Source organism: Tenacibaculum jejuense (assembly GCF_900198195.1).
In the GTDB taxonomy this organism is placed as follows: domain Bacteria; phylum Bacteroidota; class Bacteroidia; order Flavobacteriales; family Flavobacteriaceae; genus Polaribacter; species Polaribacter jejuensis.
Window position 1 is genome coordinate 1,507,123 of record NZ_LT899436.1, and the last position, 25,275, is coordinate 1,532,397.

A 25,275-nucleotide genomic window follows, 5' to 3' on the forward strand; every position below is an offset into this window, starting at 1 on the left:
ATGGAGCGTTTTATATGTATTACAATCTTAATTTTTCTATTTAGTTGTTCAAATAAAAGTAAAGAAAACTTGAAAGAATGTTTAGATGAAAATGAAGTAGAATTTCTTTATGAAGGTAAAACAATTTTTGAGGAAGCTTTAGTGAAATTTTATTCAAAAAAGAATTTAGCGGAAAACTATAAAGTATATCTTGAAGATTTAACAATTGCATCAGATAGTTTAGTAATGTTAGAATCTAATACTAAAGCGTTACAATTTATAGATAAATTGAGAAAATTAAATAAGATACATAGCTTTTGGACTATTAATAAAACAGATCAATCAATACTGAAACAAGAAGATTATGAAATTGCAAAAGGAAATTATCTTTCTTGTCTAGAAAGTGTAGCTAAAACAGAAATATTTAAAGACTTTTTTATAGTGTTAAATGATAAAGGGGTAAACATTTCAAGTGCAATTGTTGCTGAAAGTTTATTACATGAAGATTTAATTACAAGAATGTTAAAAGAAGATAAAGAGTTATTAAGTATTTATGTAGCCTTTCATATGTATTATGAATCAATTTTAAATAGTCAATTGTATCTTGAAGAAAAGGTTTTTTAAAAAAAATACAGATTCGTTAAAAATTAATTATTCATGACGAAACAAGACAAAATATTAATTGTTGGAGCTGGTTTATGCGGAAGTTTATTAGCATTACGTTTAGCTCAACGAGGATATAAAATAGAAGTATACGAAAGCAGACCGGATTTACGAAAAGTAGATATTTCTGCCGGTCGATCAATTAACTTAGCTTTATCAGATAGAGGATTAAAATCACTACGATTAGCTGGTGTTGAAGAACAAGCAAAAGCATTATGCATTCCAATGTATGGCCGTTTAATTCATGATATTGAAGGAAATACTTTTGCTTCTAACTACTCAGGTAGAACAGGAGAATATATAAACTCAGTTTCGCGTCAAGATTTAAATGCTTTACTACTTGATGAAGCTGAAAAACACGAAAATGTAAACATACATTTCAATACTAAATGTACAAGAATAGATATTGAAAACACCGTAGCTCATTTCAAAAGTTATAAAACTGATGAAGAATTTTCTGTAAATCCAGATATTATTTTTGGAGCTGATGGAGCAGGATCAATACTTCGAAAAAGTTATGAGTTAGAACGTAAATTTCTATTCAGTTATAGTCAAGATTATCTAACGCATGGATATAAAGAGTTAGAAATTCCAGCAGATAAATTAGGCAATCATCAAATCAGTAAAGATCATTTACATATTTGGCCAAGAGGTGAATATATGCTAATTGCGTTGCCAAATTTAGATGGAAGTTTTACCGTAACCTTGTTTTTAAGTTATGAAGAAGGAAAGTTTAATTTCGAAAATTTAACTACAGAAGAAGAAGTTACACATTTCTTTGAAACTCAATTTCCAGATGCATTAGCTTTAATTCCAAACATTAAAGACGAATTCTTCAATAATCCAACAGGTGCTTTGGGAACAGTAAAATGTTCACCATGGATGTATAAGAATAAAACACTAATAATTGGTGACGCTGCTCATGCAATTGTACCGTTTTACGGACAAGGAATGAATGCTTCTTTTGAAGATGTAGCTGTTTTTGATGGTGTTTTAGAGCGATTCGAGGATGATTGGGAGCAAATATTTAAAACGTATCAACAAGAACGTAAAAAAGATACTGATGCAATTGCAGATTTAGCTGTAGATAATTATTATGAAATGCGAGATCATGTTGCAAATCCGTTATTCAAACAAAAACGTAAGTTAGAAATGGATTTAGAAGAAAAGTTTCCAGAATCGTATTATTCAAAGTATTCTATGGTAACTTTTAATGAAGATATTGGTTACAACGAGGCAATGAAAAAAGGACGAGCACAAGATAAAGCGTTACTAAATTTAATTGCTGATGCAGAGGTTTCAACTTCAGAAAATATGTCAGCACAAGAATTAGAAATCGTATTGAATAAAGTTAATCACGAAACAAAAGAGATTCTTACTGAAGATAAAATTGCTGGATTGAAATAATGAAAACATATATTGTTATACTCAGAGGAATAAACGTTTCAGGAAAAAATAAACTTCCCATGCAAGAATTACGAGTTATGCTTGAAGGTTTAGAATTTTCTGAAGTTAAAACGTATATCCAAAGTGGAAATATTGTTTTAAAATCTTCGAAGGAAGCTTTAGAAGTAGAAAAGACAATCAAAAAAGGAATATCTAAAACCTTCGGCTATGATGTTCCAGTTTTAGCTAGAACAGTTACTCAATGGGAAAAAGCAATCGCTAATAATCCGTATTCAGAAGTAGAAGAAAAACAACAATATTTTACATTTTTATCAGCGATTCCAGAAATCAAATATTTTGATATAGATGCAAAAGAAGATACTTATCAAATAATTGAGGATGTTGCATATGTAAATGCAGTTGGAGGTTATGGAAAAACAAAATTGACAAACAATTTGTTTGAAAAGAAGCTGAACGTAACAGCAACCACAAGAAATTTAAAAACGACATTAAAGCTATTAAGTTTAGTAAACTAAAGTTATAACATGAACGAAGAAAGTATAAAAAAAGGAATCAACATTTTGTCAATTTTAGCAATAATTTCAGGAGGTTTTGGAATGGTTTTCTGTTTTCCGTTTTTATGGTCAGCTAATATTGCAGATTTAGTAGGAGCAGGATTCCCTTTTGTAGGAGGTTCTATTCTTTTTGGAGCAGGTTTAATCACTTTAGGAATTTTCAATAAAAAGTAAGTTTAAAAAATGGAAAAAAAAGTAACGCCAAGAGGTGCATATCCACATGTAAAAGTAGTGGGAGATTTTATATTTGTTTCAGGAACAAGTTCTAGAAGACCAGATAATACAATTGCTGGAGTTGAACTTATTGACGAAATGAATACCAAAAAATTAGATATTGAAGTTCAAACTAGAGAAGTTTTAAAAAATATTGATAGAAACTTACAAACGGTTGGAGCAAGTTTAAAAGATGTTGTAGATGTCACTACTTTTTTAGTAAATATGAACGATTTTGCAGGTTATAATAAAGCTTATGGAGAGTTTTTCGATAAGCAAACCGGACCAACAAGAACTACAGTTGCTGTTCATCAATTACCACACCCAGATTTAGTAGTAGAGATCAAAGTAACTGCATACAAAAAACAGTAATTGATCGAAATAGATTCACATAAAATAATATTAGAAACAGAAGGTTTTTCTATTTCTAAACCTCTTTTCTCAAATGAGGAACTAAAACAAATGTGTGATTTAATAGATCAATCTGATCACAATTTTGCTATTCGTCAGTTGGTATTGAAAGTTCCTAAACTTCAAGAGTTAATTTTCAATAATGATCATTTTAAAAACTTATACAAGAGTATTTGTGATGAAAGGTATTTCTTATCTAAAGCGATCTTTTTTAATAAACCTAAAATGTCGAATTGGTTTGTGAGTTATCATCAAGATTTAAGTATAAGCGTAAAGAATAAAAAAGAAACACATGGATATTCTAATTGGACGAATAAAAACGGACAATTAGGCGTTATTCCGCCAAGAGAAGTTTTAGAAAATACAGTTACATTTCGAATTCATTTAGATGATACAAATGAAACTAACGGAGCCTTACATGTAATTCCAAAAAGTCATAACAAAGGAATTATTAGAGTTGATGAAACTTTCAATAAAAACAAATTAGAAAAAGAAGTATTATGTAATGTTGATAAAGGAGGAGTGATGGTCATGAAACCATTGTTGTTACATGCATCGCAAAGATCTGTATCAGCATTTAATCGAAGAGTCATTCATTTAGAATTTTGTAATCAAGAAATTCCAATGCAATGGTTAGAAAAATAAATTGTATAATGACGATCAAAAACTACATAAACGGAGAATTTATAGATCCAGTTGATGGAAATTATATTGATAATTTTAATCCTTCTATTGGAGAAGTATACGGACAAATACCAAATTCTTCTATAGAAGATGTTGAATTAGCTTATAAAGCAGCTAAAGAAGCTTTTCCTATTTGGTCTAAAACTACTTTAGAAGAACGAAGTCGTATATTACTTAAAGTTGCAGATTTAATAACAGATAAGCTTGATTTTTTAGCAGAAGCAGAAACTAAAGATAATGGGAAACCATTGAGTTTAGCAAAAACTATTGATATTCCAAGAGCATCTTCTAATTTTCGTTTTTTTGCTAACGCGATCACACAGTTTCCTTCTGAAGCTCATGAAAGTGTTGGTTTGAATGCAATGAATTTTACGTTACGTCATCCAATCGGAGTTGTCGGTTGTATTTCTCCGTGGAATTTACCTTTGTACTTATTTACTTGGAAAATTGCTCCTGCTATTGCTGCTGGAAATTGTGTGGTTGCCAAACCAAGTGAAGTTACACCAATGACTGCTTATTTATTAGGTGAAATTTGTAACGAAGCAGGTTTGCCAAAAGGTGTGTTAAATATTGTACATGGTTTAGGTCAAACTACTGGTCAGGCTATTGTTGAACACCAGAGTATTAAAGCAATTTCTTTTACAGGTGGAACTGCAACAGGAGCTCATATTGCAAGAACAGCGGCCCCAATGTTTAAAAAGTTATCGTTAGAATTAGGAGGAAAGAATCCAAATATTATTTTTTCGGACGCTGATTATGATGAAATGTTAGCAACAACAGTAAAGTCATCTTTTGCCAATCAAGGTCAGATTTGTTTATGCGGAAGTAGAATTTTTGTAGAAGAAACTATCTATGAAAAATTCAAAAAAGATTTTGTAAATAAAGTTTCAAAACTCAAAGTTGGCAATCCGTTTGATGCTGATACAAATCTCGGTGCTTTAGTTTCTAAACCACATTTAGAAAAAGTAAAATCGTATATAGATATTGCTGAAAAAGAAGGTGGGAAGATTTTATTTGGAGGAAAAAAAGTGACTGTATTAGGGAGTGAAAATGGATATTATTTACAACCTACTGTAATTGAAATTCAGGATAATTCATGTAAATTAAATCAAGAAGAAATATTTGGTCCCGTAGTTACAATCATGCCTTTTAAAACAGAAGAAGAAGTATTAGAGTATGCTAATGATGTAAGTTACGGTTTATCAGCTACACTATGGACGAACAATTTAAATAGAACGATGCGAATGACTCAAGAATTGCAAGCTGGAATTGTTTGGGTAAATACTTGGTTGCTTCGTGATTTAAGAACTCCATTTGGAGGTGTAAAAGCAAGTGGAGTGGGAAGAGAAGGAGGTTTTGAAGCTTTACGTTTTTTTACTGAACCAAAAAATATATGTATAAAATATTAAACAACTAAAATGGATTTAAGAATTCAAAATAAAAACGCCTTAGTTTGCGGTAGTACTCAAGGAATTGGAAAAGCATCTGCAATTGCTTTAGCTGAAGAAGGAGTTAGTGTAACTTTAGTAGCGCGTAATGAAGAAAAGTTAAAAGCAGTACTTAAAGAAATTAATGAAAAATGTCAGTTCGAGCGCAGTCGAGAACATAATTATATCGTAGCTGATTTTTCAAATCCACAAGAATTAAAAGAGAAAATAGAAGCTTCATCTTTAAATTTTCATATTCTAATAAATAATACAGGCGGACCAGCAGGCGGACCAGTTTTTAATGCGCAGATCGATGAGTTTGAACGCGCATTTACAATGCATTTAAAGTGTAATCATGTGTTAGTTCAAGCTCTAGTCCCCTTTATGAAAGAAGAAGGTTACGGAAGAGTGATTAATGTAATTTCTACTTCAGTAAAACAACCTTTAGATGGTTTAGGTGTTTCAAATACCATTCGTGGAGCTGTAGCAAATTGGTCAAAAACAATGGCGAATGAATTAGGCCAATTCGGCATTACAGTCAATAATGTGTTACCTGGAGCAACAGCAACAGAACGATTAAATGAAATTATAAATAATAAAGCTAAGAAAACAGGTACATCTGTAGATAAAGTTATTGAAACTATGAAAAATGCAGCACCAGCTAAACGTTTTGCCCAACCAGAAGAAGTTGCTAATGCAATTGTTTTTTTAGCTAGCGATCGAGCTAGTTACATCAACGGAATTAATGTTCCTGTTGATGGTGGACGAACAAAAAGTCTATAAGTTTTTACTTGTAATTTACGTTTGTACTAGTTTTAGTTACTTATGTGACTGTTAAGGTTACGTTTAAGTCAAATTTAAAAAAGGAGTATGTATTTTTTGTAGATTTGATTATCAAAAGTTTTCACTAATCAAAATTTACATTTTATGAATCGTAGAAGATTTATTACCTCTAGCATCATGGGTGCTGGCTTAGTCGCTGTATGCCCTAGTTTTGCCTTATCAAATACTAACACAAGTCATTTTTCTAAATTCAAATATTTAATGAATAAGGGAAAATATATCTCTGTAGCAAATTTATCTAAAGGAATTCAAGATACCTTTAATAGCTTAACTACATCATTAAAGAATTCAGATTATGAATATAGTAAAACTCAAATTATAAAGCTGAATAGCACTTCCTACGCGGTACCTTTAGTTAAAAAGAGTCTTTTAAGTTCACCAAAAAATGAAATGGCTTTAATAGTAGGAAATACATTCAAAAGCAAATTTTATATATTGAATGAGTATCAAACTAGTGAGTTTAATTTGTTGATTAATAATTACGAAAATAATCTTAAAGCAAATAAAATTACCAATTTGAGTGTGTCTGAATTCGCTTTTCCTGTATCCATAGTAAAAGAATCTAAAGGAAAAGAAAATCTATTGGCTTACAAAAATTTGTTAAATAATGAGATTACCATATCTAGCTTAGGTAAAAAGTCAAAAGCAGTGATTAGTTAGTTTAAAAAGAAATTATTATTTCTAAATTTGTACTATAAGTTAAGATGATCTATTAGATTTCAACTGCTTCATTACATTTTTTAGTCGATGCATTTTACCTTTTAAGTTCTTAATTTTAATTCCATTTTTATCAGTTAAGATTAGAGAAGGTAAGGCATCTGCTTGAAATTTACTTTTAAATTTTTCATAATCTTGATTTACTTTACTGTTGTAAATTATCCCACCACCAGGCAAATCTATTAAAAATAATACAAGATTTTTTTTAGCATAATCTTGAAATTCATGATGCGCAATTACTTTTTTATCCATTTTTCTGCAAGGAGCACACCATTCACTACCCGTTAAAATAATTAAGATTTGCTTATTTTCTTTAGTGGCTATTGTTTTTGCTTCATCCCAATCTTTAATCATATTGATTTCCTGACTAAAAGTAAATTGAGTTAATAGTAATAAAAAGATAATAAATATTATTCTAATTTTCATTTCAAATTTATGTGATTATTATTCTAAAATAAGTTCATATTTGGCATGCTCTTCTATTTTTTCTTTAGAAAACCAATACGGAATCCATTGTTTGGTATGCCATTTTTCAAGTTGAGATTTATAATAAGGGTGAAAAACTCTTGCAGAACTTCCTCCAGCTATAATTCCCATAATTTTTTCATTGTCGTTCATATCAGCAATCATTCGGAAAGAACTAAACCAAGAAGTTTCAAAAAGATGTTCTTTATTTTTTACAAATCCACCTCTATTTAGTGTTTGATTCGATCCTGCTTTTGGTAATAATTCTCCACCAACAAATTCGCTTCCAAAACCATTTTGTCTAATTGGGCTCGCAAATTTTACAGTATGTAATTTTCCCCAAGTCCAGTTTTTAGCATCTTTACCGAATCGTTCGGTTAGTATTTTTTGAGTAGTAATTCCTGCTTCTACAATCAATTGAGCTAAATTTTCCTTTTCGGGAGTATTTATATTGTCAATAAAACGGTGATTGGTAAGTATTATTTTATCTAACCTTTCGTTCCAGTAATATAAGTTTTCCCAGTACATGTCTTCAACTTCATCAGGTAACTCGTCATTTAAAATAAGATACGCCAATTCATTATATAATAAAGTGTAAACAGCGGCTCCAACTTTATCAATTTCTTCAGTTAAATCCCATGTTTTTAAAATTTCAGAAAGTTCTTTTGTAGTTTCATTCTCTTCTAAAGCTTTTACAAATAAAGGATTTATTTTTTGTGCTTGTACATTTTTTACATCAAAGAGTAATTCCCAAGATTCATCAGCATTATATTTTTTATCAGAGGCAAAAAGCTCATGTATTCTTTCATACCTGTAAATAGGAGAGAAGTGATTTGAATAGTAGTATTGATAATCATCTGGACGTGTATCATGATTAGCAGTCCCTAACCAGCCTCTTTCAGGATTTATAAGATGAGGTAATTCATTTTTAGAAATAAAACCATTCCAGTTATCTAATGAATCAATAGCTTGTGGTAAATCACCATTTTTATTTCTTCTAATCGGAATCAATCCTGTTGCTTGATGAGCAATATTTCCATTAACATCGGCAAAAACATAATTATAAAACATATTATCCATGTCCGCTAAAACTTTTCTAAAAGAAGTCGTGTTTTTTGTTTCTAAAAGTGCAATTTGACCAATACTTTTACTTTGAGTTTCAGCTAAAGACCAACGTAAGCTTATAGCATCTTTTGTGAGGATGTTGAATATAGGGAAATCAGAGATAATTGGACCTCTTTTAGTAGATCGTATTGATAATTCAACACTGCTACTATCTTTTATTTTTATAATTTCTTTTCTCGTATTTAAAGAAACTTTTTTGTTATTATCCAAATAAAAATCACCATCTATTTTTTCTATAAATAAATCCTGGCTATCACCATAAGCATTTGTTACCCCAAAAGAAACAAACTCATTTCGACCAGATAGTAGTCCAGGAATTCCTGGTGTAGAAATACCAACAGCTTTAAATTCCGGACAAACCAAACCTATAGGATGAAATAATCCAGGTAAAATTCTAGAATCTACATGTGGATCATTTGCTAAAATAGGTTTACCCGATTGTGTTTTTTTTCCAGATAAGACCCAGTTATTAGAACCTAATTTAGGATATGGAATTAAAGGATTTGGAAGTTTCGTATAAGCAAGCTCTTTAGTTGTGGCTTTAGGTTTAGAAATAGAATCGAATTGTAGTGGTTTTGTTCTATCTATATTAACAGAAAGCGGCAATAATTCTGAGGCATTATTTAATCGTGCAGCTAAATTATGACTGATAATTTCATCATTCATATTCTGACCTTGAAACAAACCTACAAAATGTACAACAGACATAATATCTTCGGGTAAAAGTTTTGTAGGTGTTATGTTTAATAAACTTAACTCTAAAGGATATTCATTTTTAGCTACTTTTAAATATTCGTTATAACCTTCACAATACCAGTTTAAAATATTTTTAGTTTCTTGATTTAAAAATGCATAACTTCTTTTTGCATTTCCATAAATATCAAGAACTCTTACTTTTATATCCGATTGTAACATAGATGATCCAACTAATTCTGAAGCTTTTCCTTTAATTAAAGCTCGATAAAACTCCATTTGGAATAGTCGATCCTGAGCAGTTACAAAAGCTTGTCCTCTAAAAAGATCTGCTTTATTTTCAGCAATTACATAAGCAATACCATTTTCGTCACGAATGATTTTAATAGGCTTTTCATTTACTGTTATTTCAAATTTTCCGTTTCTTTTGAAATTGTTACTATTCTTTATCCAAAGAAAAGCAGCAACTGAAATAATTAAAAGAATAGCTAATGCAATTATTATTTTTTTCTTCATAAGAGGTATTGATTTGTCTTTTCTTAGAAATTTTAGAAATACTTTATTTTATATTTTCTGCAATATATAAAACGATTCACTTAATTTTTTTAAATTCTAGACGCTAATTTAATAGGAATTTACTGTTTATAGATTAAATTTTTGTCTTTTGTATAAGTTTATAGTTACAAATAGCTATTCAAATTGATTTTCAAAAGGATTAGAAATTGTAAATATGAATAATAGATGGTTTTTGAAATGATACTTTTTTGAAGTTATTCGAATCATTTCTTTTAATTGTTTTTAAATCAGTTTGTTTAGAAGTTATACCTATAAACAAAAAGAAGTAATCTTTAAAGATTACTTCTTTTTGTTATTCGTTAAGGTTTAATAATTATTGAAATTTTGTAAATAAACACAGCCATTTGATCTAACCCAAGATGTACTTTGTTTTTATATGTAGTTTATCTTTGGTAAACCATCGTTTTATAGACCTAACCACGGAGCGTGCCAATTTTTTCCAAACGATGATATAAAGTTTTCAAAATCGGATTTATTATTAGCTCCGTAATAAATGGTATTCTCACCAACTGAGATAATGTCATTCGGACAAGATTGATAAAAACACATTTTCAGATCATGAATATTCGCTATTTCTAAATCAATAGGCTTAATTTTTATTTTATGTAAAAAACCATTATTAGTAGCCGTTTTAATATCGTCAATCGAATACTTTGTCATAGCTGAAAACTTTTGAGAAAAGGATGAGGTTTTTAAAATCTCATTATATAAAAAATCTTCAACAGAATAGTTGACATTAGTCCATTTTCCGTCGTATGGTTTGAATAATAAGTTACTATTAATATCCAAACCCCATTTTTCGCCTGTTTGTTCATCAATATGAAGTTCTAAAATTTCATAATTATTAATTTTTAAACCGTTTAAAACCGATTTAAAAAGGCTAGAATGGATTCCTATATTTTTATAAAAATCAAGTATTACTTTTGGTAACTTAACTCCAATATTTTTTTCAAGAATTTTAATGTCCTTGTCAAAATTTATAAAATCATTTCCATCAATATTATTTAACTTTCTGATTATATCTAATTCCATAAATTCATTTTCTCATGTGAAAGCTTACTCAATGTTTCTCGATATTTATAAATTATTTGAGCGTAACAGTACGTTTAACCTTATTAAATGGTCCGGGAATTGGATTGCCTTGTGCATCGATTAATTCTAATTGAATAGTAACTTCACCCAAAGGAAGCCCTTTAATAACATAGGGCGCCCATTCCGTAATCAAAAACTCCTCACCGTTAATATTAGCTTTAACTTTATTACCTTTTTCTGAAAGTGTCGTATTTAAAACAAAAAAATCTAATAATAAATGCTTTGCATCTTCACCTGAATATGTTCCTTTAGGCCTACTGTAAATTAGTGTTGGAGATGCTATGTCAAAAGTTAAACTATCTTTTGAGTTTTCTCCTACAACCAATTTCTTAACAATAACAGAGTTTTCATTTTTAACCGATTCATGATATGAACGACTTAAAAAAGCTACAAGATGGTGTGTGCCTTCAGGAATTTCTTTAGTGAACTTAGGTTCATAGTGAGCAGAGTAAGGTTGATTATTTAAGATGAAATGGATATGTTGTCCTTTTCCTGAATTAGCTAACTTTTTAGTATTTGGACTGTCTGTTTGTGCACCAAGTGTATAGTTGTTGATTTCAAAATTAAATTCAACTTTTCCATCTATGGTATTAGCAATACTACCAGGCTGATTTAATTGTAAAGTAGCATCAGAATATGCAGGCGATTCAGTAAGCTTTTCAATACTGATTTTCTCTGTTTTTTCCTCTTGTACTGTTTTTTTCTCTTTTTCGTTATTCTTACAAGAAGAAAAGGATAAAAAAAGAATACAAAAAGCTGTAAAAAAATTAAATAGTTTAGTTTTCATTGTTGTTTTTTTTGATCGAATTAAGTTTGTTAGGGAAGCGTTCAAAGTTGTGAGTTTCCCAAAATTGTTTCCTTAAAATTAATCAATTATTATCAAAGTAGTAGTAGTAATTTTCGTTAGAAAAACTTATTGTTTGTATTAATTATTTTAGTTTTTATTCAGGAAACCAAAGTTTTAGTGGATTTTGAGATTTTTATAAAAAAGATGAAGAAGTTATTTATTTATAATAATTTTATATTATTACGAAATAAGGATATTTTTCTCTTTAGTTTTTATTTAATTTTATAACTTAATACGAAAACAATATGAATTTAGTACAACCCCTAAATTTTAAAAAGTGGATAGACGAACATCGTCATTTATTGAAACCACCAGTGGGAAACAAACAGGTTTGGGATAATGGAGAATATATCGTTATGGTTGTTGGTGGACCAAACAATAGAAAAGATTATCATTACAATGAAACACCAGAATTTTTCTATCAAGTAGAAGGTGACATGGTATTAAAGATTATTGATGATAAAGGCGAAATGATTGATGTAGAAATTAATGAAGGAGATATTTATTTGCTACCAGCAAAAGTACCTCACTCTCCTCAACGTAAAGAAAATACAGTTGGTTTAGTTATAGAATATCCAAGATCTGAAGGAATGTTAGATGCTTTAGAATGGTATTGTGAGAATTGTGGTACACCTTTGTACAGAGAAGAGTTTGCTTTAGATAATATTGAAACAGATATGCCAATTATTTTTGATAAATATTATTCAGATAGAGAAAAATGTACTTGTTCTAACTGCGGAACAGTAATGGAAGCTCCAAAGAAAAAAGTTAATTCTTAATTGAAAAATAGAAACCTTAAAAGAAACTAATGCAAGCTAAACGAAAACTACGTATAAACGGTCATTCACACTTACTTCCGTATCCAGAAGAAATTCCACAGTACATGAAGGATAAAGGTATTTTTTGGGTTGATAAAGATCGTAAGTATATGTTACAGAAAGATTGGAGTCGTCCTGTAACAGATTCAAGTTTTTTCTTAGAAGAAAAATTAGCTTGGATGGAGCATTTTAAAATTGATCATGCAGTAGTTTTAAACTTATCTCAATTATATGGAAACGGATTACGTTTAGAAGAAATGAAGCAAGCGTTACGTTTTCAAAATGATTTTAATGCTAGAATTCAGCAAGATCATCCAAGTAAATTTACCTGTGGTTTTGTAGTCCATCCTGGTTTTGTTCGTGGAGCTTGTTGGGAGATAGAACGATGTGTTGAACAGTTAGGAATGAATCTGTTATGTTTACCAACACATTACATGGATACTATTGGAACATGGCGTTGTATTTTTGATGAAGAGAATGAACCTATTTTTGAATTAGCTGATAAATATAATTTGGCAGTCGAAATTCATCCTTATGACGGAGAAAAGTTCATCAAATTAGAAAATACAAGTTGGCGTTTTCATTTAATTTGGATGTTAGCCCAGTGTGCAGATGCTTATCACTTTTTAACATTGAATGGGTATTACGAAAAATACCCAAACATGCGTGTATGTTTTGCACATGGAGGTCAGTTAGCACAAATGAATTTAGGAAGAAGAATTCAAGGTTTTGATGGACGTCCTGATTTATTTGATGGTAAAGAACATCCAAGAAAAGCAGTAGGACATAAGAATATTTTCTTTGATACATTAGTTCATGATACGGGTTCTTTAGAATTATTGATAAAAAACCAAGGAGTAGATCAGGTATTAATAGGTTTAGACGATCCCTATCCATTAGGAGAAATGCAGAGCGATAAACAATCATCTTATCCAGGGAAAATTTTAGATTTAGCAATTGACAGAGAAATTATATCAGAAAAAGATAGAGATCAAATGTGGCAGTGTAATGTGTTGCAATGGTTGTTTGGAGATAATGAAACTAAAAAACAAGAACTGGTAGATAAGATTTTAATGTAATATTATAAAAACATAAAAAAAAAGCGTATTTAATTTTTATATACGCTTTTTTTATGTTAATGATGTTTCAAAATTTTAATATTAGTGTTAAATTTTGTTTAAAAGTAAAATTATTAAGTATTTTGCCCAAAATATTTAATAAAATGGTCCCCCTCCGAATCTATTATTTTATGTTTTTCTGTTTCTTAGTACAGAAAATATATGCTTTTCAAGTACCCAATAATTTTATAAAAATTAATACTGAGCATGGAATATCAAATAGTATTATTACTGCTTTAGAGAAAGATAATCTAGGTCAATTGTGGATTGGTACACGCAATGGATTAAATAAATTTGATGGAGAAAATATCACTGTTTTTAAAGCAAATGATTGCAAATTAAATACTTTGATAAGTAATGATATTACCGCTATAAAAAAAGATAAAATAGGTCTTTTATGGATAGGAACTAACATTGGTTTAAACAGTTATAATCTAAAAACTAATGAGTTTAAGAGATATATCATAAAATGTACAAAAGACAAATTGTCTCATTTAATTATAAAGTCAATTTTTCAATTAAAAAATGGAAATCTTTGGATTGGAACTTCTAGAGGGCTTTTTATATATGATAATGATCAGGATACATTTAATCCCGTTAGTATAAAAAGTAGCGACGGGTATGATTTATCAAACCATACAATTACTAGTTTTTTTGAAGACAAAGATGATGTGTGGATAACGACAAATAAAGGACTTTGTAAACTAAATAAACTTGAAAATAAATTAGAATACTATCGTGAAACAAAAGAATTAAATATTCAAGATATTACTTTTTTTGAAACTCATAAACTTTTATTAGCCACTAAAAAAGATGGATTAAAACTTTTTAATAAAAAACTATCTAGATTAATTTCTTCAGACTTAGAAACAAAAATACAATCAAAAGATATTAGAAAATTACAGTATGATAGTCATCATAATTTATGGATTGGAACCTTTGAAGGACTTTATGTTTTAAATCAAAGAAATGAGTTACTAAAACTATACAATCAAAAAGGAAGAAAGGAAAGTTTAAGTAAAAATAGTATCAAAGATATCTATACCGATAAACTTGGAGAAGTAATTGTAGGAACTTATTATGGAGGAATTAATATTTTAAATAATGATTCTTCTTTTAATAAAATATACTATAAGAAAGCGAATAGCTTTAAAAGGTTATCCTTGTGTAATTCTATGACAAGAGATAAAGAAGGTAATATGTTTTTTGTTTCAAAAGGAATTAAGGTGTTTAGTAAAGAAAAAACTTTTAAAAAAGAGTTGAGTGAAAAACTAAGCGTTGGATTTCGAGACAAACAAATCAAAAAAATAAATATTGTTAAATCTCAATTATGGATTACTACTTTAAAAAATGGAATTTTCTATTTCAATTTGGAAACAGAAAAATTTGAGCAAAATGATATTTTAAAGCATTACAATACGAATTTTAAAGGAGTTAGTGTATACGATATTGTACAGTTTAAAAACTATTTAATATTAGGAACCTTTGGTAGTGGGTTGATCGTTTATAACTTAAAAAACTTCAAGTTTATTAAACAGTTTAAAAATAAATTTTCAGAAAGGAAAGTTATAACACACAATCAAATTAGAAGTTTATTATTAGATTCTATAAATAATCACCTATGGATAGGAACTGAAAAAGGAATAACAAAGTTTCAATTTACTGCTGATGAAAAATTTGAAAAACCTAAAATATCTTTTTATTTAAATGATAATGGAGATGTATTAGCAAATAAAATCACATCATTTTTTAAAACGAACAAAGGGAAAATTATAGCAGGTTCATATGAAAATGGCTTGTTTTTGTATGAAAACAATTCATTTCAGTCAGTTTATCAAAATAAAGATAAATTTCAACTTACTTCAATTTACAGTATTCTCGGTCAAGTTAAAACAAGTGTTTTTTTTACAAGTAATATAGGAATAACTAGTTATGATTTAATAACAAAAGAGATAAGACTTCACAATGAATCTAAAACTTTTAAGGGGAATGATTTTTTAATGGGGGCTTGCAGTGTAGATAATTATGGAGATTTTTATTTTTCGACTGTTAATAATGTTATAAGGTTTAATCCAGATAAATTAGAGAAAAAAGATAGGAAAACAGAGATCATTCTCACAAATTTTCAAATCAATCAAAAAGATTCAAATAAGAATTTATTAGGTTTAAATACTGTGTATTTAAATCCAAATGAACATTTTTTTACCATTCAATTTGCTTGTCCAGATTTTAACAATCTTCATAAAAATACATACGCTTACAGATTAAAAGGGTTAAATGCCGAATGGATATATACGAAGCAAAATGAAGCTTCATTTATACCGCAAAAAGCAGGAAACTATATCTTTCAAGTAAAGTTAGCTGATATCCCAAATGCGCAAGTAAAAAGTATACAAGTAAACATAAAGGTACCTTGGTGGAAAACGTATTGGGCTTACAGTTTATATGTTTTATTAATAATAGTGGGGATTTATTTGTATGGTATTAATTATAAGAATAATCTAAAACTTAAATTCAAGTTAGAGAAGCAAAAATTAAAAAGCCAGAATCAAGAAATTTTAAATAAAAACAAAATAGATTTCTTTACTAATATTTCACATGATTTAAGAACTCCGTTAAGCTTAATTTTATTACCGTTACAACAAATTCTTAAGGATTATAATGGGAAAATAGAAATCTTTAAGAAGCTTAAAGTTATTGAAGGAAATGCAAATCAGTTATTAAAATTATCTAATGAAGTATTGTTTTTTAGATCTTTAGAAGAAAGCAAGAGTTTTAAAATTAAAGAAGAAAATATAATATCAATAGTGAAAAATATTTGCAATTCATTTAAAGATTTTGCAGAGCTTAAAAATATTGAATTGTCGTTTACTTCCTCCTCAGATTGTGTCAATCTATATTGTAATAAGCTAAGTTTAGAAAGAGTATTTTATAATTTAATTTCAAATGCATTCAAGCACTCACCTAAAAATGGTAAAGTAAAAATAGGAATTAAAGAAAAGAAAGATGTAATCAATATAGAAGTGTCTAATTTTCAAAAATCACCTTTAAAAGAAAGTGAGATTGGTAATATTTTTAATAATTTTTATTCAAAAGTAGATCCAAATATTTCTTATCAAGACCATGATTCTGGTTTTGGAATAGGACTTTATGTAGCTAAAAAAATTGTCGATTTACATAAAGGGATTATTAAAGTACGTAACAAAAAATCTTCAGAAATTGTATTTAAAGTACAAATCAAAAAAGGGAAGAGTCATTTTGATAAAAATGTGTTTATTGAGGAAAGTACAAAGAATTCAAATTCGGAAATATGTTATCAATATGACGTATTAAACGAACAAAAATTAAACATAAAAAAAATTGATAATTTAAAATTTGATAAAAATAAAAGAACAGTTTTAATTGTTGAAGATAATACTGAATTCAGAGATTTTCTAGTCGATAATTTCAAAAATAAATATAATATTAAGATTGCTGAAGATGGGAAAGAAGGCTACAAAAAAATTATTGAACATCATATAGATTTAGTAATTTCAGACATAAAAATTCCATTAATGGACGGAATAGATTTATGTAAAAAAATAAAACATAATGAAAATACAAATCACATTCCTGTGATTCTTCTTACTTCATTATCTTCTGACGTGGATAGGTTTAATGGTTTATTAGTAGGAGCAGATGGTTATTTTACCAAACCCTTCAATATAAGTGAGTTTAATTTATTAATAAGTAACTTAATAAAAACAAAAGTTAATGCTATTAGTAAAATAAATAATGAGAACGATATTCAAATAGAAAGTAATAGTTATGTTTCTAAAGAAGATGATTTAATAAATAAAGCACATTTCATAGTAGAAAAACATATTGAAGATTATAACTTTAATGTGGCTTTATTTGCAAATGAATTAGGGTTAAGTAGAACAATGTTATTTGCTAAAATAAAAGAATATACAAATCAAACACCCAAAGAGTTTATAACATGTAAACGAATGAAAAGAGCTGCTAAATTGCTAGAAAATAAAGATTTTACAATCTCAGAAGTGGCTTACAAAGTTGGATATAAGGATTGCAAGCATTTCTCTAAAGTGTTTAAACAACATCATGAATTATCACCTAGTGTTTACCGTGACAAGTTTTTTACAGAGTGCTTAAAATAAAAAAGGAAGGCTGTATTTACAGGCCTTCCTTTATAATCAAACTAAATTAAACAAATTACTACATAATTATTATTTGTTTACTCTTTTGAAAGATGTGTTAGCCCATTGTATTCTGGCTTTACCACCTTTTACACGATATGCACCGTATCTAATTCCAGATTCCTTTCCCTTTTGTGGTTGAGGAATATTCCAAGAAAAGTTTTTATTACCAATAACGGCATTAGCATATTGTATTTTTTTACCATTTTTAGTTCTAAATCCAACTTTTAATTCAAAATTGGTAGGTCTTCCTTTATCTATTCTAGTTAACTTAACAAGTTTTCGACCATTTTTACCAGAACCACCTCTGTAATTAATTTGTTCTCTATAAATATCAAAAGCAACTTGTGTTCTTCTTCCTTTTTTATCTTTACCGTAAATTGGTTTAGCTAGGTATAAACAAATAGCTGGGTCTGGGGAGCCAACTCCACCTGTATGTTTTCCTTTAGCTTGAGCGATGTAAGTACCATCATTACCTGAAGAAGTAGTATTACCAACTTGTAATATTCGTACAGTTCCTTTAAATTCTACAAAACTTCCATTTTTCTTGTTGGATCTAGGAAAAGAGCGTTCCATTCTGGGTTGTAATCTACTTCCAAAGTGATTAGAATTCTCAGCTATTTGATAATTACCATAAGTGGTATTTCCTTCTTTAGTTTCAAAATAGTCGGAGAAACAAGTTCGATCATCAATTTTACCATCATTTACTGGGTTTTTTATGTCTACTTCTCTTGTAAACATATTTTTTTTACCAGGATTACAATTTGATAAATTTGAATTCCTATTGTATAAATCGATAGTTTCTTCTGTGGATAGTTTATTATCTTCTTGAGCACTTATAAGCTCATTTTCATTTTGACAAGCAAGTAATAGCATACTTGCGCTGACAATTGATATAATAGATTGATATTTCATTTTAGGGTTTTATTTTTGTGTTCTTTTATAGTTTTACATAGTTGGAGATTTGTTTTTAGTTTGATTATAAAGCCACCTTAAAAAGATGGCTTTGTATTAATTGCTATAGTTTAGAAAGTAAAATGGTTCTTTTCGTTCCATTGTTTTGAATAACTACTACATATATACCTTTTTTGAGAGAAGACGTATCTATTTGAGTACTATTTACATTTTCAACTTCTACTTTTTGGAAAACTTGATTATCAAAGTTTATAATTGAAATACTATTTTTTCCTGAAGTAAGATTTTTTATTGTCAATAAGTTTCCTTTGTTTGGATTAGGGAAAACTGTTGGTTGAATATCAGTATTGATAGAACTTGAAGTAATTTCGTTTTGAGAACAATTAGGTTTTGTTGCAGAATTACTAAAGTAGATTGTAAAATCTTTATCTCTAGAAACCATAACAAAATTGTTTTGATGTTTTGTAACCCAGTACGAACCATCTAAACGATCTATTCTTGAATTGGTAATAGTAACATATGGATTAGGATTAGAGAAACCATATGTCATGTTCTTTTTTAAATCTACATAGTATTTAGGAATTCCATTATCAGTATTTATTGCAAATCTTCTAAGTCTACCTTGAGCTGCATTCCAATTGATTCTAAAACGTCTTAAATTAGCTAAACTAGGTCCGTTGTTACCTAAAATATGAGCATAAGAAAAAGAAACATCATTAAAAGAAGGCAAACCATTTTGTATAGGCGTACCAAAGTTGCAATTATTGTTATTATCTTCTGATGTAACTTTAATAATAATTTCATCTTCCGAAAATGCGCCATTATCATCAGTAGCTTTTACAGAAATCGTATAATCATCTGCTGTAAGATTAGAAATAGTAAATAGATAAGGTTTAGTATTCGTTTCATCTATTTTTTCACCATTAACATAAAGCTCAACATTTTCAATATTTCCATCAGTATCTTCAGCGTTTACGCTAACTTCAATATTTGTGTCTTCTATAAATGTGCTATTGGTATTTGGAGAAGTAATTGTTACTGTTGGTTTTTCATTAGTGTTATTGTTTTCTTTTACTTCAATAGAAACTTCGTCTTCAGAAGAAGCCCCTTCGTTATCAGTAGCTTTAACTGTTAATGTATAGTTCCCAACAGATAAATCCGAGATAGAAAACTCGTATGGCTTTAAGTCATCTTCATCTATTTTTTCACCGTTAAGATAAAGCTCAACATTTTCTATACTTCCATCTGTATCTTCAGCAGAAACATTTACATTAATTTTATCTTCAATATAAAATATTTCGTTCTGAATAGGAGAGGAGATAGTTACAACAGGCTTAATATTAGTATTATCTTCACAAGGAACAATGTTCCAAGAAGGACATGATAATACCATTGCTTTTAATGAGAAATTGGAAATAGGATCAACCCCAGTAGGATTTCTTTTATTATTCCAAAAATGAATTTCAGACGGTTTACCACCTTTAGCGCGCATTGAAGGAATTTCATCTGCTCTGTTTCCTAAATTAAAGGTATTATTAAAAACAGCATTTCTATTTCCTGTTTTATAACCTGTTTTTCTATCCTGAAAATCTATAACAGCATTAATAACATCAGAATTTTCTAAGTTAAAAGTATTGTTGTAAACGAATGTGTAAGTTCCTTTAAGATCAATAAAAGCATCTGCACTATTTTCTCCTGTAATACCTTTAGCAGATAAAGTACAGTTTCTTATAATTGTATTTGTAGTCCCTTCTTTAATATCAAAGCATTCAGCAGCTACATTTGGTCCAACCACACAATTTTCAATAGTATTATTATCACAATCTGGATCATAAGGATTGTTGTGTTGAGATTTGTCTGAACCAACATAAATACCTTCACCAAAACCAGGTTTTTTAACTCCTGTATTGGAAACATTACAGTTGATAACTAAATTATTACTAGAACCATCTCTTAAATGAATTCCTTCTTCGCCAATATCTCTAACGGTAATGTTACTAATAATTCCATTGTTTGCGTTATCAAAAACTAAACCTTTAGAACCATCTTCCATAATAAGATCTTTAACATGCCAAAAATCACCAAGAATTCTCATTACATAACCATCATAGCTTCCTTCTGGAGCTTTTAAAATAGGTGGTTTGTTAGGGTTTTTAGCACGAATAATAATTGGTTTTTCTTGAGTTCCATTTTTATCAGAGAAAAACCTAGAAGCTCTACCATTCGTATTGTCTTTTTCTTTAGGAATATAAATTCCTTCGGCTATAATAATTTCATCTCCTGGTTTGGCATTTTTCATAGCTTTTAGGATACAATCTACAGTAGAACATTCTATTTTACCGTGACTGGTATCAGGGTCTGGGTCTGTATCAGTATCATTTTGCCAGTTTTTGATTAAATTTTTAATAAAAACACCAGTTTCTGTTAATTCATCATTTTGTAAACCGTTTATTCCTTTGTCTTTTAAAACAATAGAAGCTCCTTCAGGTTTATCACTAACAGACCAATTTGCATGACTAATGTGATTTTCTTTTAAAAAATCCATCCAACGTTCAGTTTCAGAAACATCTGCATCACCATCACCAGTTGCATTAACTGCTCCCCATTCTGTAACAAATAAAGCAATACCATTATCTAAGGCAGTTTGCGCTTTATCTCTTAAATATTGAGTGTGAGTCCCTGAATAAAAATGTAATGTATACGCAACATTAACATCACTAATAGGATCTTGAGATGCTAAATCTACATCTTGTGACCAAGTTGGAGTTCCAACTACAATTAAATTGTCAGGATCTTCACTTCTAATGGCAGCTATTACAGCTGTTGAGTAGCTTTTAATTTCTTGCCAAGTTTGACGAATTGGTTCGTTATAAATTTCATAGATAACGTTATCGTAATTTCCGTATAAAGCAGCCATTTCTCTGAAAAAGACAACAGCTTCGTCTTCATATTTTTCTGCTTCATGAGTATGCCAATCTATAATAACATACATACCATTATCGATAGCTGCATCGATAACTTTTCTGATTTTAGCTTTTTGAGCTTCTGGACTATCAATATAACCTCTACCAGAATCCCAACTTTCTTTTACACCCATTGCAACTCGAATTATAGAACTATTCCAGTTGTTATATAAATGTGTAACAGTTTCAGCATTGTAAAAGTCTGATGTATCGCCAGCGTTACTCCAAAATAAGCTATTACCAGCTAAGCTGACAGGAGTATTACTTTTATCTACTATTGTATTTCCTTTCACTTGTAATCTACCGTGTTTTTCAACGATAGTTTGACTTGATAGGTTTAATGTAATTAAAGAAAAAATTACATAAAAGCATAAGGGTATACTTATGTTTGTAAGTTTCATAATTTAAAGTTTTTCGTTTGTTTATTTGGTTTTTAACTGATAGCAAGTCAGTTTTTTGTGCTTTTGCACAGGTTTTGTTTGTAAATTAATTGATGTAAATATGCATTATTACACAGAAGAGTTGTTAACTGATAATTATTACCAGAATTTGTCTAAGGTTAAACTAATAAACTCAGGGAATAAAATACAGCTACATTGTATCAGTAATAAAGCTTATTATAATGTATATCACTTAGGTTAAAATGGATATAAGGAACATAAAACCTATAATTATTTATAGGCTTTATGTTATTGTGAGATGTTTAACGTTTTGTAAATAAATTTGTTACAGTGTTAGAAACATTTTTTCCAGTTTTAGAGTTGTAATATGCTCCCCATCTAAACTGATTTCTTGTATTCTTATACCTAACATTTTGATTGTAATCCCAAGATCTTTTCTTTTTTAAAGCGCTTAAAGACTTGGCGTATTTAACTCTTACTTTATGACCGTCAGCTTCTATTCTTATAAAGAAAGATTTACCAGCCATGTTTTCATTAGTTAGTACAGTTCTATTAATTTTAAGACGACCTCTTTTATCTATTCTAAGTGCGATTTGAGGTTTACTTTTATTTACTGAAAAGTATTGCGCTAAAGTTAATTCTTCTTTTAAAGCAGTATTTACTTTCATTTGAGCTTCTAGAACCTTATACTTTCCTCTACTAGGAGCTTGAGCGCCTAAGAAAGCTTCACACCTTGAGTGTTTTGTTTTACCGTCTTTTCTAAAAATAAAATCGTTAGCACCTAACTTAAAAGTTTGAGAAGTTCTTTTTGAGTTCTCAGTATAGAAAGGCGATAATCTCTTTTTTAGAGAACCTGAGGGTTTCTTACTTATATTTACACTTCTACCAATTTTACAGAATAGTTTAAGGCTTTTGTCATTAGGAGTTTTAGCCTGAATGGTATTGGTTTCGTTTAAATGATTAGAAGTGTTTTGTTCTTGAAGAATATCATTGTTGGTAACTAATTCTTCTGATGAACAAGAAATGAAAATTGATAGAGTAGCAAAAGCTAAGATGTTTTTTGTAATAGAGGTTTTCATAATTTTTGAGGGTATTAGTTTGGGTTTATTATTTTTATTTAAGTACTAAAAAGATGTATGTTTATTTTTTATTGAATGTAAGCGTGAACTCTTATTTGTTTACTATTATCTTCATTAACGTTAATCACGTACTTACGATCTCTTTCTGTATAATCGTAAAAGAAGTTTTTAGCTGGTACGCTCCAAAAGTGAGCTCCATGATGTTTTTGAGTCCCATAATCTGCACCAATTCTTCCTCTAAATTCTAAAGGAACACTCCAAGTAGATCTATTAGTTTTATGGCGTTCTTGTGCTTCCCAAACTACAGATTTACCTGCCGGAACCCAAATTCTTCCACCTCTTAATACATCGGTAACTTTCCTTGATTCGCTACCTCCTTTGGTTCTATCTAAACCAACAGTAAAAGTATTTGTAGCTTTAAAAGTATCTGGAACCGAAATTTCAAGACTAAAACTATGGCTAAAACTATTTGTAACACTCCAATTAGTTTCGTTAGTAGTTTCTACTCTCCATTCACCTTGTAGTTCCATCCATCTTCCCTTTTTAGATCGGTTTCTATCCCATCTAGCTGGAATATCTTGTATTCTCTTCCAACGTGTATATGTTGAGTTAGAATTCTTGGTTTTTTTACCAGAAGCTCTAAAATCTGCATTCCAGTTAAATCTACCGTTAGGGTTAGAACCAAATCCAAACTTACTACCATTAATACTAACATTATTTGGTCTTCTATTACCTTTATTTAAAATAAATGTGAATCTATTTTTTAAACCATCTGTATTTGTGAAAGATTTTCTACCATGTTCATCTTCAAAAGTTCGAAGATCATCATACGAAATCCTTTTCCAGTTTGTGCTAATGCTGTTAGTGTTTCTATTTGCTAAACCAGATTCTTCACTATCTTTAATGGTTATAGCAGGTCCATACACATGTTCAGGGTGTATGTTAGCTTCGTTTTCAATAATATTTAATTCTTCTTCTTGATTGTCGCACGATTGTAAAAACAATAATGCTGATGTGATACTAATTGCAGTGATTAGTTTTTTCATTGTAAAATGTTTAATGGGTTATTAATATTTACTCTTTTTATAGTTGGGATAGAGTAAAGCATATACATCTTTTTAGTACTTCAACTAAAATGTTGTAGCAAAGAAAAAACTTGTTTTTTGAGTGTAAGAAGAATCTCAAATGAATTAAATTCGAAAAAAGGAGTGGTTTAGTTTAATGTGCTGTTTTTTAAGGTTTTATGTTTTTTTGGAGGATTGTTCAGAATAGGTGTTTAAAAATACAAAGTGTTGATTTATAGTTTTTTGTATTTTTGTTTTGAAAAATAAAAAAGACCGAAGTATTATTCAATACTTCGGTCTTTTAATAATTTTTTGGATTTGTTTTAGAGTGATTAATTAAAAGTAGATGTTACATTAATTGCTACTTCACTCCATGTTTTAGAAACTCCATCAGCTCCTTTGTGTAAATCTTCACAAACTTTGTTTAATGAAGCAATAGCACTTTGTGCATTCCATTTATCTATATCCATTGTAGTACTCATAGAGAATACTTTGTCTTTAATTGTGTATTTAAAAGGAAGCTTTTCAGTAACGCTATTCATTGTAAATTCAGCAGTACCTAAACTATCGTTATCAATAGTAATTTTTCCTGTTAAATCTACTGTATTCGCCATTACAGAAAAGAAAAACTTTCTAATTTTTAAGTTTCTTCCGTTGTCTTTAGTTTCTAAACTACTCACTGGAATTTTAAATTCTGCACCATTCATAGCTTCTTTTATAGAATTTCCTTCTCCTCCGCTAGTAATTTCAATGCTTTTAAAAATACCATTTACAGGAACTTTGTCAGTTGTTTTGTATGCGGTAAAGTTGATATTATTTGTCGCATTTTTAATTGCAAAAGGAGCTGTTTTTTCAACAGGAGCTGTAACTTCTGGCTCTTTTTTCTCCTCTTTTTTTGTTTCCGATTTACATGCTGTAAATTGTAACGATAAAGCTACGATACTTACAATAGTTAGGAATTTGTTCATTTTGGATTTATTTTAGATTGACAGTTAAATTAATACTAATTATTTTGTTATTCATTT

Annotated in this window: 21 protein-coding genes; 12 read left to right on the forward strand and 9 right to left on the reverse strand. The window is 29.1% G+C overall.

Annotated features, from left to right (window positions below):
- From AQ1685_RS06860 to AQ1685_RS06900, 9 genes are all read left to right on the forward strand, one after another.
- A complete protein-coding gene (locus AQ1685_RS06860; protein ID WP_095070667.1) occupies positions 1-603 on the forward strand; it encodes a hypothetical protein in 603 nt (200 codons plus the stop codon).
- A gap of 33 nt (positions 604-636) precedes the next feature.
- On the forward strand, positions 637-2,049 hold the full coding sequence (locus tag AQ1685_RS06865; RefSeq protein ID WP_095070669.1) for an FAD-dependent oxidoreductase: 1,413 nt from the start codon (positions 637-639) through the stop codon (positions 2,047-2,049).
- Positions 2,049-2,564 (forward strand): DUF1697 domain-containing protein, encoded by a 516-nt coding sequence (locus tag AQ1685_RS06870; protein ID WP_095070671.1) that lies wholly within the window; start codon positions 2,049-2,051, stop codon positions 2,562-2,564. The genes AQ1685_RS06865 and AQ1685_RS06870 overlap by 1 nt, the downstream gene beginning before the upstream one ends.
- A 9-nt stretch (positions 2,565-2,573) precedes the next feature.
- Complete coding sequence (locus AQ1685_RS06875; protein WP_095070672.1) at positions 2,574-2,777, forward strand: hypothetical protein; 204 nt, start codon at positions 2,574-2,576, stop codon at positions 2,775-2,777.
- Between the two features lie 9 nt (positions 2,778-2,786).
- Positions 2,787-3,188 (forward strand): RidA family protein, encoded by a 402-nt coding sequence (locus AQ1685_RS06880; protein WP_095070674.1) that lies wholly within the window; start codon positions 2,787-2,789, stop codon positions 3,186-3,188.
- On the forward strand, positions 3,189-3,872 hold the full coding sequence (locus AQ1685_RS06885; RefSeq protein WP_317042157.1) for a phytanoyl-CoA dioxygenase family protein: 684 nt from the start codon (positions 3,189-3,191) through the stop codon (positions 3,870-3,872).
- Positions 3,873-3,880: 8 nt separating this feature from the next.
- Complete coding sequence (locus AQ1685_RS06890) at positions 3,881-5,320, forward strand: aldehyde dehydrogenase (protein WP_095075020.1); 1,440 nt, start codon at positions 3,881-3,883, stop codon at positions 5,318-5,320.
- Between the two features lie 9 nt (positions 5,321-5,329).
- Positions 5,330-6,121: an SDR family oxidoreductase gene (locus tag AQ1685_RS06895; RefSeq protein ID WP_095070675.1), complete on the forward strand. Its 792-nt coding sequence runs from the start codon at positions 5,330-5,332 to the stop codon at positions 6,119-6,121.
- A 144-nt stretch (positions 6,122-6,265) separates the two neighbouring features.
- The gene (locus AQ1685_RS06900; RefSeq protein WP_157730137.1) at positions 6,266-6,841 is read left to right on the forward strand and encodes a hypothetical protein; all 576 of its coding nucleotides are present in this window, start codon (positions 6,266-6,268) and stop codon (positions 6,839-6,841) included.
- Between the two features lie 39 nt (positions 6,842-6,880).
- On the opposite strand, the gene AQ1685_RS06905 is transcribed toward AQ1685_RS06900, so the two are convergent.
- The 4 genes from AQ1685_RS06905 to AQ1685_RS06920 all read right to left on the reverse strand — a co-directional run bounded on the left by AQ1685_RS06905 (position 6,881) and on the right by AQ1685_RS06920 (position 11,636).
- Positions 6,881-7,324 (reverse strand): thioredoxin family protein, encoded by a 444-nt coding sequence (locus AQ1685_RS06905; RefSeq protein WP_095070677.1) that lies wholly within the window; start codon positions 7,322-7,324, stop codon positions 6,881-6,883.
- An 18-nt stretch (positions 7,325-7,342) separates the two neighbouring features.
- The gene (locus tag AQ1685_RS06910) at positions 7,343-9,697 is read right to left on the reverse strand and encodes a penicillin acylase family protein (RefSeq protein ID WP_095070679.1); all 2,355 of its coding nucleotides are present in this window, start codon (positions 9,695-9,697) and stop codon (positions 7,343-7,345) included.
- A gap of 465 nt (positions 9,698-10,162) precedes the next feature.
- A complete protein-coding gene (locus tag AQ1685_RS06915; RefSeq protein ID WP_095070681.1) occupies positions 10,163-10,789 on the reverse strand; it encodes a hypothetical protein in 627 nt (208 codons plus the stop codon).
- A 52-nt stretch (positions 10,790-10,841) separates the two neighbouring features.
- Positions 10,842-11,636 carry a hypothetical protein gene (locus AQ1685_RS06920; RefSeq protein WP_095070682.1) on the reverse strand — a complete coding sequence of 265 codons (795 nt, stop codon included), beginning with the start codon at positions 11,634-11,636 and terminating at the stop codon, positions 10,842-10,844.
- A gap of 305 nt (positions 11,637-11,941) precedes the next feature.
- On the opposite strand from AQ1685_RS06920, the gene AQ1685_RS06925 reads away from it, so the two are divergent.
- The 3 genes from AQ1685_RS06925 to AQ1685_RS06935 all read left to right on the forward strand — a co-directional run bounded on the left by AQ1685_RS06925 (position 11,942) and on the right by AQ1685_RS06935 (position 17,789).
- A complete protein-coding gene (locus AQ1685_RS06925) occupies positions 11,942-12,475 on the forward strand; it encodes a 3-hydroxyanthranilate 3,4-dioxygenase (RefSeq protein ID WP_095070684.1) in 534 nt (177 codons plus the stop codon).
- Between the two features lie 29 nt (positions 12,476-12,504).
- Complete coding sequence (locus AQ1685_RS06930; protein WP_095070685.1) at positions 12,505-13,593, forward strand: amidohydrolase family protein; 1,089 nt, start codon at positions 12,505-12,507, stop codon at positions 13,591-13,593.
- Positions 13,594-13,763: 170 nt separating this feature from the next.
- Entirely contained in the window at positions 13,764-17,789 is a 4,026-nt protein-coding gene (locus tag AQ1685_RS06935) for a hybrid sensor histidine kinase/response regulator (protein WP_162288556.1), read from the forward strand.
- Between the two features lie 69 nt (positions 17,790-17,858).
- On the opposite strand, the gene AQ1685_RS06940 is transcribed toward AQ1685_RS06935, so the two are convergent.
- The 5 genes from AQ1685_RS06940 to AQ1685_RS06960 all read right to left on the reverse strand — a co-directional run bounded on the left by AQ1685_RS06940 (position 17,859) and on the right by AQ1685_RS06960 (position 25,218).
- Complete coding sequence (locus AQ1685_RS06940) at positions 17,859-18,743, reverse strand: hypothetical protein (protein WP_157730138.1); 885 nt, start codon at positions 18,741-18,743, stop codon at positions 17,859-17,861.
- 103 nt (positions 18,744-18,846) lie between these two features.
- Positions 18,847-22,107 (reverse strand): cellulase family glycosylhydrolase, encoded by a 3,261-nt coding sequence (locus tag AQ1685_RS06945; protein WP_095070691.1) that lies wholly within the window; start codon positions 22,105-22,107, stop codon positions 18,847-18,849.
- A gap of 302 nt (positions 22,108-22,409) precedes the next feature.
- Positions 22,410-23,186 (reverse strand): hypothetical protein, encoded by a 777-nt coding sequence (locus AQ1685_RS06950; RefSeq protein ID WP_095070693.1) that lies wholly within the window; start codon positions 23,184-23,186, stop codon positions 22,410-22,412.
- A gap of 68 nt (positions 23,187-23,254) precedes the next feature.
- Positions 23,255-24,232 (reverse strand): hypothetical protein, encoded by a 978-nt coding sequence (locus tag AQ1685_RS06955; RefSeq protein WP_095070695.1) that lies wholly within the window; start codon positions 24,230-24,232, stop codon positions 23,255-23,257.
- 350 nt (positions 24,233-24,582) lie between these two features.
- Complete coding sequence (locus tag AQ1685_RS06960) at positions 24,583-25,218, reverse strand: YceI family protein (protein WP_095070697.1); 636 nt, start codon at positions 25,216-25,218, stop codon at positions 24,583-24,585.
- Positions 25,219-25,275: the final 57 nt, after the last annotated feature.

Bases quoted from the DNA above. Each gene is read 5' to 3' on its own strand.
- AQ1685_RS06925 (WP_095070684.1), top strand. From the start codon at position 11,942: ATGAATTTAGTACAACCCCTAAATTTTAAAAAGTGGATAGACGAACAT.
- AQ1685_RS06930 (WP_095070685.1), top strand. From the start codon at position 12,505: ATGCAAGCTAAACGAAAACTACGTATAAACGGTCATTCACACTTACTT.
- AQ1685_RS06955 (WP_095070695.1), bottom strand. From the start codon at position 24,232: ATGAAAAAACTAATCACTGCAATTAGTATCACATCAGCATTATTGTTT.
- AQ1685_RS06905 (WP_095070677.1), bottom strand. From the start codon at position 7,324: ATGAAAATTAGAATAATATTTATTATCTTTTTATTACTATTAACTCAA.
- AQ1685_RS06860 (WP_095070667.1), top strand. From the start codon at position 1: ATGGAGCGTTTTATATGTATTACAATCTTAATTTTTCTATTTAGTTGT.
- AQ1685_RS06895 (WP_095070675.1), top strand. From the start codon at position 5,330: ATGGATTTAAGAATTCAAAATAAAAACGCCTTAGTTTGCGGTAGTACT.
- AQ1685_RS06900 (WP_157730137.1), top strand. From the start codon at position 6,266: ATGAATCGTAGAAGATTTATTACCTCTAGCATCATGGGTGCTGGCTTA.
- AQ1685_RS06865 (WP_095070669.1), top strand. From the start codon at position 637: ATGACGAAACAAGACAAAATATTAATTGTTGGAGCTGGTTTATGCGGA.
- AQ1685_RS06890 (WP_095075020.1), top strand. From the start codon at position 3,881: ATGACGATCAAAAACTACATAAACGGAGAATTTATAGATCCAGTTGAT.
- AQ1685_RS06960 (WP_095070697.1), bottom strand. From the start codon at position 25,218: ATGAACAAATTCCTAACTATTGTAAGTATCGTAGCTTTATCGTTACAA.
- AQ1685_RS06910 (WP_095070679.1), bottom strand. From the start codon at position 9,697: ATGAAGAAAAAAATAATAATTGCATTAGCTATTCTTTTAATTATTTCA.
- AQ1685_RS06945 (WP_095070691.1), bottom strand. From the start codon at position 22,107: ATGAAACTTACAAACATAAGTATACCCTTATGCTTTTATGTAATTTTT.
- AQ1685_RS06915 (WP_095070681.1), bottom strand. From the start codon at position 10,789: ATGGAATTAGATATAATCAGAAAGTTAAATAATATTGATGGAAATGAT.
- AQ1685_RS06875 (WP_095070672.1), top strand. From the start codon at position 2,574: ATGAACGAAGAAAGTATAAAAAAAGGAATCAACATTTTGTCAATTTTA.
- AQ1685_RS06935 (WP_162288556.1), top strand. From the start codon at position 13,764: ATGTTTTTCTGTTTCTTAGTACAGAAAATATATGCTTTTCAAGTACCC.
- AQ1685_RS06880 (WP_095070674.1), top strand. From the start codon at position 2,787: ATGGAAAAAAAAGTAACGCCAAGAGGTGCATATCCACATGTAAAAGTA.
- AQ1685_RS06870 (WP_095070671.1), top strand. From the start codon at position 2,049: ATGAAAACATATATTGTTATACTCAGAGGAATAAACGTTTCAGGAAAA.
- AQ1685_RS06920 (WP_095070682.1), bottom strand. From the start codon at position 11,636: ATGAAAACTAAACTATTTAATTTTTTTACAGCTTTTTGTATTCTTTTT.
- AQ1685_RS06950 (WP_095070693.1), bottom strand. From the start codon at position 23,186: ATGAAAACCTCTATTACAAAAAACATCTTAGCTTTTGCTACTCTATCA.
- AQ1685_RS06940 (WP_157730138.1), bottom strand. From the start codon at position 18,743: ATGAAATATCAATCTATTATATCAATTGTCAGCGCAAGTATGCTATTA.